This window comes from Shewanella zhuhaiensis (assembly GCF_022484835.1).
In the GTDB taxonomy this organism is placed as follows: Bacteria; Pseudomonadota; Gammaproteobacteria; order Enterobacterales; family Shewanellaceae; genus Shewanella; species Shewanella khirikhana.
This window is the reverse complement of sequence record NZ_JAKUDL010000001.1, coordinates 751,625-766,015: the sequence shown is the minus strand read 5'-3', so window position 1 is coordinate 766,015 and position 14,391 is coordinate 751,625. Positions and strand designations below refer to the sequence as shown.

Sequence of the window (14,391 nt, the reverse complement as noted above, 5' to 3'; positions counted from 1 at the left end):
CAGGGCTACAACCTGAATGAGTTTACAAGTGCCCGCAATCTTTCCCCCTGTTGGAACAGGCGCTCACCGGACTGCGCCAACGAAGCGCTGTCTGCTGAGGCCGAACCTGAGATGCCGGCGAGATCGTTCAAACTTCTGGAAATATTTTCAGTGACGCTGGTTTGCTCTGATGCAGCATGGGCCACTTCGGTATTCATCGCGTTGATATTGGAAACCAGGCGGGTGACGCTGGCAAGCATGGATTTGATTTCCTCGGCTTGCGACAACGACTTATCCGACAGCTGCTGACTGGCCCCCATCACGGTAACCGTATCATTCACCCGGGTTTGCACCTGCTGGATCATCTTTTGAATTTCGCCGGTGGCTTGCTGGGTACGGCTTGCCAGGGTGCGCACTTCGTCGGCCACCACGGCAAAGCCCCTGCCCTGCTCTCCCGCCCGGGCGGCTTCAATGGCGGCATTCAGCGCCAGCAGATTGGTCTGCTCGGCAATGCTGTTAATCACCACCACCACTTCATCAATCTTTTGTGTTTCCTGCTGCAGCTGCTGCACCGATACCGCGCAGCGACTAAGCTCGTCCACCAGCTGACGGGTCAGTCCCAGACTCAGGTCAAAGCGGCGCTGACTCTCATCCACCTGGGCATCGGCTTCAGCCGCGGCTTCGGAGGTACGCAGGGCATTACCAGCCACCTCGGCAGCACTGGCCGACAGCTGGCTGACCGCTGTCACCGCGGCTTCGGTCTCCTGACGTTGCTCCTGCACCCTCAGATTATTGGCGCCGCTCAGGCTGCCCAGGGTACCAGCCCCTTCAATCAGCTGGGCAGCGGTTTCCTGCACCTTGGTTACAGTGGCATGAATTTGTTCAATAAAGGCATTAAAAGCCGATGCCAGACGGCCAATCTCATCCTGACTTTCCACCGGCAGCCGCCGGGTCAGGTCGCCATCACCGCTGGCTACATCCTCCATCGCCGATACCACATGGGCCAGCGGAGTAATCACTAACTTTTTGAGGATGATGACGATCACCACCATAGTCAGCAACAAAATCAGTGCGCCCTGGGCCAGTAGCCCAAGCAGCAGTGCACTAAGCCGCGCCTCAATGGGCGCCCGGGTAAAGGTCACGTCCATCTTGCCGGTGGGTTTACCGTTGTCGCTGAAGCTGATGCTCTTTTGCTCAAGCCCCGCATCTTCGCCGGTATTACTGCCAACGCTGGCCATGGGCTTACCGCGATGGTCGAACACCTTCAGCGCGGCAATTTGCTCCTGCTCCAGGGTCACCGACAAAATAGCTTCTATCTGTTCAAAATCATAGGTAAACACCGGCTGAGCCATGGTCACTGCCAAGCTGGCGAGGGTGTCTTTTTCATATTCTGCAAAGGCCTGTTCAAGCTTTTGCTTTTCGAACAAAAAGGTTGCACCAAACAGCAGCACCATTAAGCCTGACAGCGCCACCGCCAGGCCAATCTGCACCTTGAGAGCCAGATTATTGTTCATTTCACCCCCTCCATACTGAACAGGTCGAGCCATAACTCAGGCCGGTTTACCGGCGTCTGCGGGCTCAAATCCGGCGTGTTCAAGCGGATGATGACCCGTTCATTGAATTTGGCGATGCGATAGAGCTCGTCGATTTTGAGCTCTTTATTGAACATGCGATCGAAACTGCCATCGGCAATCATGGCCTCAAGGCCAAGGTTCAAATCCTCGGCCAGCGCCTGACGTTTGGGGGAAACAAAGAAGTACGCAGGACTGCGGTATTGCAATAAGACCCGGCTATCGACTTTCAGCGCCGGATCAGGATGTTTGGCCAGCTCATCCCAGATTTCCTGAGCGCCCAGCGCCAGATAATCGAAGCGACCACCTTCGAGCATGGGGTAAAGGTTTTTGTATTTGTAACTGGTAATCAGCGGCAAACCGTTGGATTCGATAATGGTAGCGTCGGGCCAGTACCGGTTTTGACCTGCCCGAAAAGCACTGAAATCCTGTTTGTTTTTAACCTTGGCAAAACGGCCCTGATCCGCTTCACGGATGATAAGCAGCCGGTTGCCCAGCAGCCCTTTGAACAAGGGCACCCTGATGGGTAAAACGGTGCGTTCGAGTTCGGCTGAGGTCATGCTCCAAAAGATATCAATGTTGCCTTCAAGCGCCTCTTCAACTTTGCGCTTTTGGTTCATCTCGGAGCTTAGTTGGGAAATCTGATAGTCAGTGCCCGAGCGCTTCAGCGCTTCGGTAAGCAGCGTGAACTGCCAACTGTTGGGAATGGTAGTAACCAGAGATGCGTCGGCGGCTTGGCACGGCAAAGCGCCGGCAAGGGAAACCGAAATAAACAGTGCGTAAAACCAAGACCTTATTTGCATTGTGCAGCCCTTTTTTATGGCTTTCGCCATGGGGGTTGTCGTTGTTTTAGTACCGCCAATACCCGGGCTTTTTAGTCGATCACCCAAAAAAAGGGCTGGGCACTGCGTACAGCACCCAGCCAACAATAGTTTCTGGGGAGAGACTATTTAAGTTTAAATACAAGTACATAGCCGCCCGACAGATACGTACTTGCCAATAAACACATGAAAAAGGAGACCTCATCCCTTTCATGCAGACCTTACAAGACAACAAAGCCACACAAGCAAATGACAACGCTGTCATTAGTTACATTACACAATGCGGCACAGGATTTCTACAATTTTTTGACATTTTTTCGTCGCTTCTGAGAGTCATTCGTTATAACTATATTTTTCAGTAAATTACGAAATAGGCTTTAACAGACAACCGAATGACAGCGATGTCATTCATTGCTAAAATCTTGGACAATCTGCCAGCAGTTAACAGCAACTGCTCCGCCGACACCGTCCAACTCCATCGCCGTTGGCATAACAACAACCTAAAAGGAACGGCTTTGCAAACTGAACTGACACTACACAAACGCCGCTGGCTCTGGCCACTGCTGCCACTGATTGCCCTCGCCTTTTGGTGGCTGTGGGCAAATAGCCTTGGCGACCTTTCTGAGCTGCTCGCCTCCTATGGCCGATTCATGCTGCTTGGGATCAGCGGCGCTATCTTTGCCAACAGCACAGGCGCCGGTGGCGGCGTTATTTTTATTCCTGTATTCGATGCCCTTCAGTTCACCCCGGCGCAGGCGGTGGCGACGTCCTTTGCCATCCAGTGCTTCGGTATGACCGCAGGCGCCCTCAGTTGGAGTTACCATTTCAAAAAACGCCATGCTAAGGACTGCGAATGGCAAATGTTACCCAGGGCCGTGGTCTGGACAGCGCCTACGGCAATTGCTGGCCTGTGGCTATGCCAGGGCCTTGGGCTGCAATCCCCCGCCTCGCTGCACACCAGCTTCAGCATCTTCTCGATTCTGTTGGGCGCCGCCATTATTGCCAACAGCATAAGAAAGCAGACCAAGGCGCATCGCACCACCCTGAGTCAGTGGGATCTGCTGGTGCTAATTGGGATCGGGCTCGGCGGAGGCATCATCACCGCGTGGCTGTCGGTGGGTGTGGGTGAGCTTATGGTGATTTACCTGCTTATTCGCCGCTTTAACGCGCCTATGTCTGTAGCTGCCGGTGTCATAGTGTCGGCTCTGACTGTCTGGTCGGCCGCACCGCTACACTTGGCACCAGGCAGTAATGCACTGTTTGAACTGGTACTCTTTGCCGGCCCTGGCGCCATTATCGGCGGCATACTCGCCCGCAAACTGGCACTGGTGTTACCGGTCAAAGGCCTTAAACTGTTTTTCGCCTTCTGGATAGTGCTCACCGGCTGCGTGATGCTGGTGCAGTAACAATAAATAGGATGTACCCATGGATAATTCTGCAGTTCGCTCCATTACTATTGTCGGTGGTGGCAGTTCTGGTTGGATGACCGCCACCTTCCTTAATCGCCTCTATAACCAACATCGCAAAAACGTGCACATCCGCCTGATTGAAAGCGAAGATTTCGGCATTATCGGCGTCGGTGAAGCGACCGTACATTCGATTCGGTATTTCTTTGCTGCTCTGGGGATTTCTGAAGCTGAACTCATCGCCAACACCAACGCCACCTTGAAAACCGGCATTCTTTTTCGCAACTGGATGGCACCAAGAGACGGAAAAACGCACGAATATCTCCACCCGTTCGACTCAACCCAGCAAGGAGGCAACATTGACCTCGCTCTGGCCTGGCTGTCTGAGCACGAGCAATCACAGCAAAGACAAGATAATAACTTTGATTCAGCAGTCAGCATGGCGAGTGAACTTATCCGCCAAGCGAAATGCCCCAAAACCAGTTTCAGCCGTGAATATCAGGGGATGATGCCCTATGCCTATCATTTCGATGCCACGCTGATGGCGCGCTTCCTGCGAAAAAAGGCCTGTGAAGCAGGCGTAGAACATATCATCGCCAATGTGACTGAGGTTATCTGCGAAGGCGAAAACATCGTGGCCATTGAAACGGATAAAGGCCGATTCGATGCGGACATTTACATCGACTGTACCGGCTTTAAAGGTCTGCTAATCAGTAAACTCAAAGAAGACAATTGGGTCTCTTTTGAACGGGAACTGCCATGCAATAAGGCCGTAGCTATCCAGCGTGATTATCGCGAAGGCCAAATACCGAAGCCTTATACAACTGCCACCGCCCTCAGCAATGGCTGGGTATGGGAAATTGACCTCTGCCATCGTCAGGGAACCGGCTATGTGTACGATGGCAACCGCCTGAGCCGCGATGAAGCCGAAGCAGAGCTAAAACAACACCTTGGTTCAGAGCAAACCATCCTGAAAGTTGTGCATCTGGACATGAAAATCGGCCGGCGCAAGGAATCTTTTGTTGGTAACTGCATCGCTATCGGCCTCTCCGGTGGTTTTATCGAACCGCTCGAATCAACCGGCTTACATCTTATCAATCTGGCGGTGCGCTTGCTGGCGACACACTTAACCGCAAGATCAATTCCACAGCCTATTAGAGATGCGTTCAACAGAAAAATCGCCGGTTTTTATAATGATCTTCGTCAATTTATTGTGTTGCACTATTGCCTGACCGACAGACGCGACACCGAGTTTTGGTGTCAAGCTGCTGCCTCAGCAACCCATCTACCTGAGTTCGAAAACAAATTGGCCTTATGGAAACACAAGTTATGTGAGAATGCCGACATCGATTCCGGTTTCAGCACCATTTTTACTGAAGACAACTATCGCTATGTGCTCTACGGAATGGGGCACTATCCAAGCGTAAGTGCAACTTTTTCTCCCTTTGAATTGCAGGAACAACTGCGTAAAACAAAATTGCTCAACCAGCAGGCCGCATCGCAGGCAATGACCCATAAACAGTTCCTCAAACTGTAACGCTTATCGAGCGAAAGCCGATAAAAAACGGCCCGATGGCCGTTTTTTATTGGATGGATGCTTCACACTTGCTGCAAACCATACTGCTTGATTTTGTCAATCAACTGCCGGTGGGGCAAAAGCTGCTTCATCAGCCGTTGTGCAACGTTTGCCGTCACCTCGGCGCCATCTTCAATGGCAGTAGCAGGCACCTGTGTCGGGTAAGCCATGCCATACAGGACGTATAAAAAATTCTCCTGCTTGAAGATATCCATGGTAGAGGCAAATTCATAAGGTGTCGGCACCTGATAACGCCATAGTGCAAGCAACTCTTTTAGGGTGTCGGGAATGGATTCTGACGCCTGATTGTCACGCCAAAACTCAGTATCGCGCCTCGATGACAATACATAGTGCAGCTTGATGAAATCAATTACCTTTAGCCAAGTCTGGCACACCTGAGCGCTGTATCGATTTGCCACGAGCGGCATGGCCTCAAGGCAATGGGGCATGGTTTCAGCCAGCATTCTGGAGGTGACATCGAATATCAGCAGCCCTGTCGCTTCAAGCGGTTCGACAAAACCCGATGACAAACCGATAGCGACACAGTTTTTATGCCAAGAGCGCTCCCGATAACCAACCTTCATCGGAATTTTGCGAAACTCAGTCGGGGCCGCTTCCCCTAAATATTGGCGAAGTACTTCGGCTGCACGCTCATCTGACGTATGACGAGAGGAATACACGTACCCGGTGCCGCGACGCGTGGATAAGCCGATATCCCAAATCCAGCCCGCCTCTTTCGCTGTCGATTTGGTAAAACAGGGAATAGGCGTATGCGCATCAGGGTAAGGCACTTGCGCCACTATTGCCGTGTCCACCAACAGCACGTCACCTTTGTCGATAAATGGGACCTTGCACGCTTCATCAATCAGTCTTGCCGCAAAACCGGTGCAATCCACATACAAATCGGCGCTCAGCGTACCAAGCTGGGCAGTGCTAACAGAGCGGATCCCTTGTTCTTCGCAGTAATCAACAGCAACAACATCAGCCAACAAATGTTCGACCCCCAAGGACTTGCCATGAACGGTCAACATGTCGGTGAATTTGGCGGCATCAAGGTGATATGCGTAATTGCATACGCCATCGAACTGAGGCTGGGTAATCGCCTTGGGAGCAAAACCTGCGTCGGCAAGCCGTCCCTGCCAGGATACTTGGTCGGCGTAGCTGTTACGGCTCAAGGCAGGCTTGGCAAGCCAATCTTCGGTCTGCCCACGCCACTGCGGATAATCAAACAGATGGTGATAGTATTCACCGCTGGCCGACTCATTATTCCAGTCGATAAACTTAACACTTTGCTTAAATGTCACGTCACACTGAGAAATAAAGGCGTCTTCCCGAATACCGAAATACTTTAGGGTGTCGCGCATCATGGGCACAGAGCCCTCTCCCACACCAATAGTAGGTATATTGGGCGACTCCACCAAGGTAACGATTATTCCCCGGGGAGTGAGTTTTTTGGCCAGATGACAGGCGGCAATCCACCCCGCCGTACCACCACCTACAATAAGGATGCGCCTGAGCGGAGTGATTGCCGTCATAGAAAATTACTCGCCCTTGTTTTTCAACAGCTCAAGCTTAGCAAGACGGCTCGCCTGAGACAGTGATGTCAGGTGGCTATATATTGGCGCGAGCAACCCACGCTTACGCAGCTCCAGAAAGGCCTCATCGGACAAGCCGTTCAGTTTCTGCTCATCAATAAGGTAGATACCATTGATATTGCGCTGCTCTTCACCCACGTTTACTGTCAACGTCTGAGCTACCAGTAGTTCTTTTTCTACCAGAACTTTCAAAAGTTCTTTAGTGAGCTGAGCTGCCTCGAAGTGCTTTAACACTTCTTCTTTACGCGCAGTCATAAACTCTGTTTCTTTACCTTCTGCGAACAATGCAACGCCTTCATCGGTGCCTAATACAGAGGCGTCTTCACGAACACCAATCCACAGTTTGTCCTGATGTTCAGGGTGCAGAATTGGGGTAAATGGATAATCGCGAACCACATACGGGTAGTACTGTCCCTGCCACTTTCCATCTTTAACCATCAGGTTTTCGCCAGGCTTAAGACCAAGCATAGATACAATCTGAAATTCACCGGTTTCAGCGTTCTTTACAAAAATTACCGGCGCATCGATTGCGGCAAAACCCACTTCGTGGATAGCAAGCGGGATAAGGTGTTGATCAGCGGCAAACGAAAAGTCAGCCTTCTTTGCTTTCAAATCCGCGTGCTTGGTTGGATCCAACATTACAACTTGGTTATTCATGACAGGTCCTTCAATTGTTATTTTTGTTTGTTTTTTCGACGTAATAAAAAAGGGAGGCAAGCTCCCTTTTTCTTTATACCTTAATCGGCGTCAGATTAGAATCGAACGCTGGCACCCAAGCTGATACGACGAGCCATCTCGTACTCGTACAACGGGAAGCCCTGGGCAAAACCGTTGGCATCAGAGAACTGGTTGTTACCGTACTGCTTGGAGCCTTCTTCCAACAGGTTGTTGGCATCCAGCTTGATATCCAGGTAATCGGTCACATGCCATACTGCGCTCAGGTCCAATGAACCGTAGTCGTCGTGCAGGCGGTTACCGTAAGAACCGGTTTCACGGATCATGTACTCAGAACGCCAGTTATAAGCCAGACGCACTTGGAACAGATCGTTTTCGAAGTAACCGGTTACGTTGTAAGCGTGCTTTGAGCTGTCACTCAGGAACGGATTGTTATCGGTGTATGTATCGCTGTCAGTTTCAGTGTCGGTAAAGGTGTAGTTCACGATTGAACCGAAGCCGTTACCATAATCCTGCTGATACTGCAGTTCAAAGCCTTGGATAGTCGCAGACTTACCATTGCCCTTTTCCTGAACGATCCAACCTGCATCAATTTCATCTGGACGCAGGGTGCCAGTGTAAGGAACCTCGGATACTGAAGCATTAGTGTTGGTAAAGTTTACGAAGTTCTTAACATCCTTCATAAACACCGCGCCAGACACAACAGAAGCTTCGTTGAAGTAATATTCCAGACCAAAATCAATTTGATTGGCCACGAAAGGCTTCAGATCAACGTTACCAATAATCCAATATTGGTTGTTATTGATATCGTCATCAGTACCAGAAACACTTGGGTTAGTGTACATATCAACATACTGAGGACGAGCCATCACTCGAGCAGCAGAGGCACGCAGAATCAGATCCGGAGCCAAGTCGTAGGCCACGTTCAAGCTTGGCAGGAACTCTGAGTAGCTGCCATCAGCAGATTGTGCCTGACCGTCATAGTAGTAATCGTTGGTTGCATCAGTTGAAACATAACGCACACCGAAGTTACCGCGAATACCCTCTGACGAAAAATTAGCCATCACGTAGGCAGCAAAGTTCTTTTCAGTCACTTCCTGATAAGAGCCCAAGTCTTCTGACTCGCCAACGATGCTGCTGCGAGCCCAAGCCTTCAGTGCATCTGGATCAACCTTGGCAATCTGATAATCACCTGCACCTACATCAACCAATCCAGCACTGACTTGGGACATTGCGATTGTTGTGTCAAAACCTGCCTGTTGCTCGTATACAAACTTGCGGCTGGTTGTGTTGTGATCAGAGTATTTGAGACCTGTCTTAACTGCGTTTACTACACCCCAGTCAACATCAAACTTGATGTCTGCCTGAACATATACCTCTTCGTCGGTCTTTGGCGTACGGTTAAAGTTACCGCCGGTACCCATGGCGAGTGCAGAAGGAGCGTAAGCAGCCATGTCGAAACCAGAGGTGTTCCAGGTTTGGCCACCACCAGTAAAGTCATAGGTTGAACCAGGTGCAAAGAAATGTGGCGCTGCAGTATCAACAACCATTTCGAAGTCTGTACCACCGCTAGAATCGGTAGAACCAGCCTGAGCAGTAAACTCATACCCATCACCAGAATATTCCATCTTCAGGTCAAATACCTGAGACTTCATAGTAGCTTCACGAGGGCGAGCCTGGTAGTAAGCAGAGTACAGAGGGCCAGCAGCAGGAACACCTTTACCGTCAGCATTAACTACGCCACGGTCGATCCACTGGCTAGTCTCACCTCGGCCGAAATCACATTGGTCGCCACCCCAACCACAGTCGCCCTGGGTCAGCCACAGTGCGTAGTTGGTGTTGTTGGCCGCCATCTGCATGTCCATGGCGTTCAGGATGAAAGTCAGGTTATCTGTTGGTGCATATTGGAATACGGCGGCGATGGCAGAGCGCTCACGCTCCTGCTCAAAAGCAACCGGGCCTGCGCCCCACTGCCAAAATGCTTCGTTACCTTGACGCTGCAGGCTGCGGTTTTGCATTACGCCAGAAACCAGTACACCGAAGTTTTCGTCTTCGTTTTTCCAGCTGGCAAGAGCAGAGAATTGAGGATCAATCTCACCAGAATCGCTCTGGTGTTGACCTTCTACAGAAGCATAAAGTGACCAAGGGTCCATATCCAGAGGACGGCGGGTATTTACAATAACAGTACCACCCACGCCGCCTTCTGCCAGATCGGCCTGTGAAGACTTGTACACTTCAAGATCGCCAACCAGTTCTGATGGCAGCAGTTCATAGTTAAACGAACGCTTGGCAGGCTCAAGAACAAACCAACCGGTTGAAGCGACGTTCTGGCCGTTGAGGGTGGTCAGAGTCAGATCCTGACCAGCACCACGGATAGATACACCAGCACCTTCGCCAAACTGGCGTTGAACAGTTACACCAGGAATACGCTGCAGAGATTCAGCAACGTTTTTATCGGGGAACTTACCGATATCTTCGGCGGTGATGGCATCGACTGTACCGTCAGCGAAACGCTTGGTGTTCAGGTTAGCCTGCTGAGAAGCGCGGATACCGCGAACTTCGATTTTTTCAATGTTGGCAGTTTCGTTGGCAGCTTCTGCAGCCACTGCACCTACTGATACCGCACCACCGAGGAGGATAGCGATATTGGTAGCGAGGACACTCTTTTTAAAGGTAGATGGTCGCATCTCGTTTCCCTTCCATATTATTTTTTATGTTTTTTGCATCCATAACCATTCCCGAGGGAATGACAACGCTGTCATGTCTAGCGCAAACATTACACAATAATTAACAGCGTTACCACAACAAAATAACTCGCGAACGAAAAAAAATGTTTCCAGTACAAGGGTGACAAAAGCCACTTACAAGAAACACCTTTTGTGAACAGCATGTTACCACAGTCATCTTAAATGAGGATGAAGCTAAGAGCCGTGGCCAGCAGCCACAAACAGGGAAAAGGCGATTGCCAATCCCGATAAAAGTCAGCACTATACGTGAAATATTCTCAAGCAAACCACATGCAATATCCGGTATACATCAAGGCGGTCTCTGTCGGCAGCCTGCGGATAGGATGCAGATAACAAACTGAATAATTGAGCTTTTAGATGAAAGTCACCATCAATGATGTCGCCAAGTATGCCGGGGTGTCGATTAAAACCGTTTCCCGGGTAACCAACAACGAGCCGTCGGTAAAGCAATCCACCATTGATAAGGTGAATGAAGCCATTAAGGCCCTGAACTATCAGCCCAACCTGGCTGCGCGCAATCTGGCGGGCACCAAATCTTATGTTGTCGGTTTTATTTACGATAACCCCAATGCCTACTACATCATTGATATGCAAAACGGGATTTTGTCGGCATGCCGCAATAAAGGCTATGAACTGCTGATCCACCCCTGTGATGCCAAAGCCGACAGCATTTGTGATGAGTTGATGGCGCTGGTAAAGCATGCGCGTTTGGCCGGTTTGGTACTGACGCCGCCGTTATCGGAAGACCCAAAAATTCTTGCCGCCCTCGACAGCATTGACGCCCACTATGTACGCATTATCGCCGGTGATGAATCCAAAGAAGACAGCTGTGGCCTTACCGTACTGGTAAACGACCGTCACGGCGCAGTCTCCATCACCCAGCACCTGATAGATTTGGGCCACGACCGGATTGGCTTTATCAGCGGTGACGAGCAGCACGAGTCCACCAAAGAGCGCTTCGCCGGCTTCTGTGATGCTTTGGCCGACAATGGCATTCCGCTTAACCCTGAATTTGTGGTCGATGGTGAGTATTCGTTTGAATCCGGTGTAGAGGGTGCAAAAGCGCTGCTGTCTGCCACGCCGAGGCCAACGGCTATCGTGGCCTGTAACGACGAAATTGCAGCGGGCGCTCTGTTTGCGGCGCGTTTGATGGGAGTGGATATCCCCGGTGAGATATCAATTGTCGGCTTCGAAGACAGCCCCTTCTCGCGGCAGACCTGGCCCAAACTCACGACTGTGCATCAGCCAAACGAGAAAATCGCCCAAATTGCGACAGAGCTGCTTATTGCCCATCGAAAAGAGCTGCGCCAGGAAAGTGCCAAGGTATTTACGCCAGAGCCGGTGGTGCGCGACTCAAGTGCAGCGCCGCTGCGTTAACCCAATCATGTCATGGCAGCATCAACGCTGCCCTGTTGCTTTTTACCGTTTTGATTAATGCAGCTTCAGCTTGGGGCGCTGCCATCGGAGCAGCTTTTGCGCCAGCCGATATACCATGGCAGAAAACCAGCCGAACAAACTCGCCAAGTGGCGGTGATACAGCGACAAATACATGAACCTGGCCACATGGCCTTCAATAAAAAAATCACCGCTGCGAAGATTGCCCATTAAATTCCCGACAGCAGAGAATCGGCTTAACGACACCAACGAGCCATAGTCATGGTACTCAAATGGCACTTCAGCTTTATCTTTGAGCCTGTTAAGGATATTTCGATACAGGGTTTCAGCCATTTGCGATGCCGCCTGCGCTCTGGGAGGAACCGGTTTACCACTCGCCAGGATGAGCTGCGCGCAGTCCCCCATGGCATAGATATCTCTGTGGCCTTTAACTCGCATACAGGCATCGACTTCAACCTGATTACGCGGCGTAATGGGTAATTTTGTCAGATCAGCAAACACATCCGGCCCTTTTACACCTGCGGCCCATACCTTGATGTGTGCTTCAATCAGGGTGCCATCCTGGGTGATAAAGCCTTCTTTTGTCACCTCTTTTACCTGCACGCCCAAATGCAGATGTACGCCAATTTTATCCAGCACAGCCTGAGCCCGTCCGCTGACTCTGTCGGGTAACTGCGGCAGAATTTTGGGGGACGCTTCCACCAAATGAATATCCAGATGCTGCTTGGAGATGTTTTGATAGCCAAATTCTTTAACCGACTCCACCACGTGGTGCAGCTCGGCCGCCAGTTCAACGCCGGTTGCGCCAGCCCCGACAATGCCGATACTGAGCCGGGTTTGGGTTTCGTTCAGCAACATCAAACCATCAAGCAGACGGCGATGGAAGCGCTCTGCGCTTTCCAGGTTGTCCAAAAAGATGCAGTTTTCGTCGGCGCCAGGTGTATTGAAGCTGTTTGAGACACCACCAAGGGCAAGCACCAAATAATCATACTCGATGACCCGCGGCCCCATCAGCAACTCATTATGGTCACTGTAAAGTGCTGACAGTTGGATGGTTTTCGCATCAGGATCCAAAGCTTCCAGCGCACCACGTTGATAGCGGTAGCCATTTTTGAGCCCATGGTCTCGGTACAGGAGTCCTTCAATGGATTGGTCGATAACGCCGACAGCCACCTCGTGGAGTTTAGGCTTCCAAATGTGAATAGGGCTTCGGTCGATAAGCAGAATATCCGCCTTACCCTTTCGGCCTAACTTGCGGCCCAACATGGATGCCAAAGCTAAGCCACCTGCCCCGCCACCCACTATAACGATGCGTTTCGTACCCACTACTTACCTCCCTCGCTGACCTGAGGCAGTTATAACACAGCACCGGATGAAGACAAGCTAACCAATTAAGTTAATTAGAAATATATGCCAAACATTACACGCAAAGGTAGTTGCTTAATTTGCAAATTAATAAAGGTTTAGCGCATTACACCAAAATCAACTTCAATTACGCTTCAATGACAGAGTTAGCCACTAAAAAAGGGGCCAAAGGCCCCTTTTTATGATTTATTCAGCTAACTTAAACCGCTTCTTCGTTTTCTTCACCAGTACGGATCCGAATCACCCGCTCGATATCAGTAACGAAAATCTTCCCGTCACCAATCTTACCTGTGCGAGCGGTATCGACAATAACATCAAGGGCTTGATCCAGAAGATCATCCTGGATAACCAGCTCAATCTTCACCTTAGGCAGGAAGTCGACCATGTATTCAGCACCGCGATACAGCTCAGTATGACCTTTTTGGCGCCCAAAGCCTTTAACTTCAGATACCGTCATACCGGTAATACCAATTTCCGCCAGCGCTTCGCGCACGTCATCCAATTTAAAGGGCTTGATAATGGCTTCGACCTTTTTCATCCACCCGCTCCTGTAGGGAATTTGTTGTTAATGACACAAGCTTAACATGTATTGCGTACAGCCATGAAGGGCGCGTTCGCGAATTCTGAGCACTGAACTATACTCAAATTCAACCAAACTTTTTCACGGTCGAGAAAGATGAAAACCAGCAAAGGGATGACGCTGGTAGAGCTGATGGTCGCCTTGGCGGTATTCGCCATCCTGGCCGCTGTTGCTCTGCCCTCACTCGCAACACTTCAAAGCGCCATTCGCGCCAATGCCAAAATCAGTGAGATTGCCTCAGCAATTCAACTTGCCCGCAATCATGCGGTCAGCTACGGCGTGCGAGTATCTGTCTGCCCAGTAACCAATAATTGCTGCAGCAATGACTGGCAAGCTGGCTTTTCGGTATTCACCGACACTGGCAGTACCGGCTGCCTAGATGGTGATGATGAACTCATCACCGAGTTTGACGAAATCTCCCACACCGACATCCTGAAGTTTAGCCGCTCGTCACTACGCTTTCTCCCCGACGGTCTTGCCAGTGGTTACAACGGGACTTTCCGTTACTGTCCGGATGCCGCTGATAGTCCGAACTCCAAGGCGCTCATCATCAGCAACGCCGGACGCATTCGTCTAAGTAAGGGCAGCAGCAACTGCAAATAGACTGAGGGAAGCTGGAATGAATTGATTTAGTGTCAAAATATCCTTTTACGACAATATATTGTCTCATCAATACGTGAA

At 50.6% G+C, this 14,391-nt stretch carries 11 protein-coding genes; 4 read left to right on the top strand and 7 right to left on the bottom strand.

The annotated features are described in order from the left end of the window. Positions 1-5: 5 nt before the first annotated feature. Together MJ923_RS03310 and MJ923_RS03305 are read right to left on the bottom strand one after the other, a co-directional pair. Positions 6-1,493: a methyl-accepting chemotaxis protein gene (locus tag MJ923_RS03310; RefSeq protein ID WP_240589892.1), complete on the bottom strand. Its 1,488-nt coding sequence runs from the start codon at positions 1,491-1,493 to the stop codon at positions 6-8. Then, positions 1,490-2,353: a substrate-binding periplasmic protein gene (locus tag MJ923_RS03305; protein WP_240589891.1), complete on the bottom strand. Its 864-nt coding sequence runs from the start codon at positions 2,351-2,353 to the stop codon at positions 1,490-1,492. The genes MJ923_RS03310 and MJ923_RS03305 overlap by 4 nt, the downstream gene beginning before the upstream one ends. Before the next feature lie 533 nt (positions 2,354-2,886). Between MJ923_RS03305 and MJ923_RS03300 the strand changes: the two genes are divergently transcribed. Further along, the gene (locus MJ923_RS03300) at positions 2,887-3,777 is read left to right on the top strand and encodes a sulfite exporter TauE/SafE family protein (protein WP_240589890.1); all 891 of its coding nucleotides are present in this window, start codon (positions 2,887-2,889) and stop codon (positions 3,775-3,777) included. Between the two features lie 19 nt (positions 3,778-3,796). After that, the gene (locus MJ923_RS03295; protein WP_240589889.1) at positions 3,797-5,314 is read left to right on the top strand and encodes a tryptophan halogenase family protein; all 1,518 of its coding nucleotides are present in this window, start codon (positions 3,797-3,799) and stop codon (positions 5,312-5,314) included. A gap of 62 nt (positions 5,315-5,376) precedes the next feature. Here MJ923_RS03295 and MJ923_RS03290 read toward each other — a convergent pair whose 3' ends face one another. The 3 genes from MJ923_RS03290 to MJ923_RS03280 all read right to left on the bottom strand — a co-directional run bounded on the left by MJ923_RS03290 (position 5,377) and on the right by MJ923_RS03280 (position 10,310). Beyond that, complete coding sequence (locus MJ923_RS03290; RefSeq protein WP_240589888.1) at positions 5,377-6,888, bottom strand: tryptophan halogenase family protein; 1,512 nt, start codon at positions 6,886-6,888, stop codon at positions 5,377-5,379. A gap of 6 nt (positions 6,889-6,894) precedes the next feature. Next, positions 6,895-7,605 (bottom strand): SapC family protein, encoded by a 711-nt coding sequence (locus MJ923_RS03285; protein WP_240589887.1) that lies wholly within the window; start codon positions 7,603-7,605, stop codon positions 6,895-6,897. 95 nt (positions 7,606-7,700) lie between these two features. Further along, positions 7,701-10,310, bottom strand: coding sequence for a TonB-dependent receptor (locus tag MJ923_RS03280; RefSeq protein ID WP_240589886.1), 2,610 nt, complete (start codon positions 10,308-10,310; stop codon positions 7,701-7,703). 417 nt (positions 10,311-10,727) lie between these two features. On the opposite strand from MJ923_RS03280, the gene MJ923_RS03275 reads away from it, so the two are divergent. Beyond that, the gene (locus MJ923_RS03275; RefSeq protein WP_240589885.1) at positions 10,728-11,747 is read left to right on the top strand and encodes a LacI family DNA-binding transcriptional regulator; all 1,020 of its coding nucleotides are present in this window, start codon (positions 10,728-10,730) and stop codon (positions 11,745-11,747) included. A 54-nt stretch (positions 11,748-11,801) separates the two neighbouring features. On the opposite strand, the gene MJ923_RS03270 is transcribed toward MJ923_RS03275, so the two are convergent. After that, on the bottom strand, positions 11,802-13,091 hold the full coding sequence (locus tag MJ923_RS03270; protein ID WP_240589884.1) for an NAD(P)/FAD-dependent oxidoreductase: 1,290 nt from the start codon (positions 13,089-13,091) through the stop codon (positions 11,802-11,804). A gap of 238 nt (positions 13,092-13,329) precedes the next feature. Next, positions 13,330-13,668 carry a nitrogen regulatory protein P-II gene (gene glnB / locus MJ923_RS03265; protein ID WP_126166064.1) on the bottom strand — a complete coding sequence of 113 codons (339 nt, stop codon included), beginning with the start codon at positions 13,666-13,668 and terminating at the stop codon, positions 13,330-13,332. A 138-nt stretch (positions 13,669-13,806) separates the two neighbouring features. On the opposite strand from glnB, the gene MJ923_RS03260 reads away from it, so the two are divergent. Beyond that, the gene (locus MJ923_RS03260) at positions 13,807-14,313 is read left to right on the top strand and encodes a GspH/FimT family pseudopilin (RefSeq protein ID WP_240589883.1); all 507 of its coding nucleotides are present in this window, start codon (positions 13,807-13,809) and stop codon (positions 14,311-14,313) included. Positions 14,314-14,391: the final 78 nt, after the last annotated feature.

Bases quoted from the DNA above. Each gene is read 5' to 3' on its own strand.
- MJ923_RS03310 (WP_240589892.1), bottom strand. From the start codon at position 1,493: ATGAACAATAATCTGGCTCTCAAGGTGCAGATTGGCCTGGCGGTGGCG.
- MJ923_RS03305 (WP_240589891.1), bottom strand. From the start codon at position 2,353: ATGCAAATAAGGTCTTGGTTTTACGCACTGTTTATTTCGGTTTCCCTT.
- MJ923_RS03295 (WP_240589889.1), top strand. From the start codon at position 3,797: ATGGATAATTCTGCAGTTCGCTCCATTACTATTGTCGGTGGTGGCAGT.
- MJ923_RS03290 (WP_240589888.1), bottom strand. From the start codon at position 6,888: ATGACGGCAATCACTCCGCTCAGGCGCATCCTTATTGTAGGTGGTGGT.
- MJ923_RS03285 (WP_240589887.1), bottom strand. From the start codon at position 7,605: ATGAATAACCAAGTTGTAATGTTGGATCCAACCAAGCACGCGGATTTG.
- MJ923_RS03280 (WP_240589886.1), bottom strand. From the start codon at position 10,310: ATGCGACCATCTACCTTTAAAAAGAGTGTCCTCGCTACCAATATCGCT.
- MJ923_RS03275 (WP_240589885.1), top strand. From the start codon at position 10,728: ATGAAAGTCACCATCAATGATGTCGCCAAGTATGCCGGGGTGTCGATT.
- glnB (WP_126166064.1), bottom strand. From the start codon at position 13,668: ATGAAAAAGGTCGAAGCCATTATCAAGCCCTTTAAATTGGATGACGTG.
- MJ923_RS03260 (WP_240589883.1), top strand. From the start codon at position 13,807: ATGAAAACCAGCAAAGGGATGACGCTGGTAGAGCTGATGGTCGCCTTG.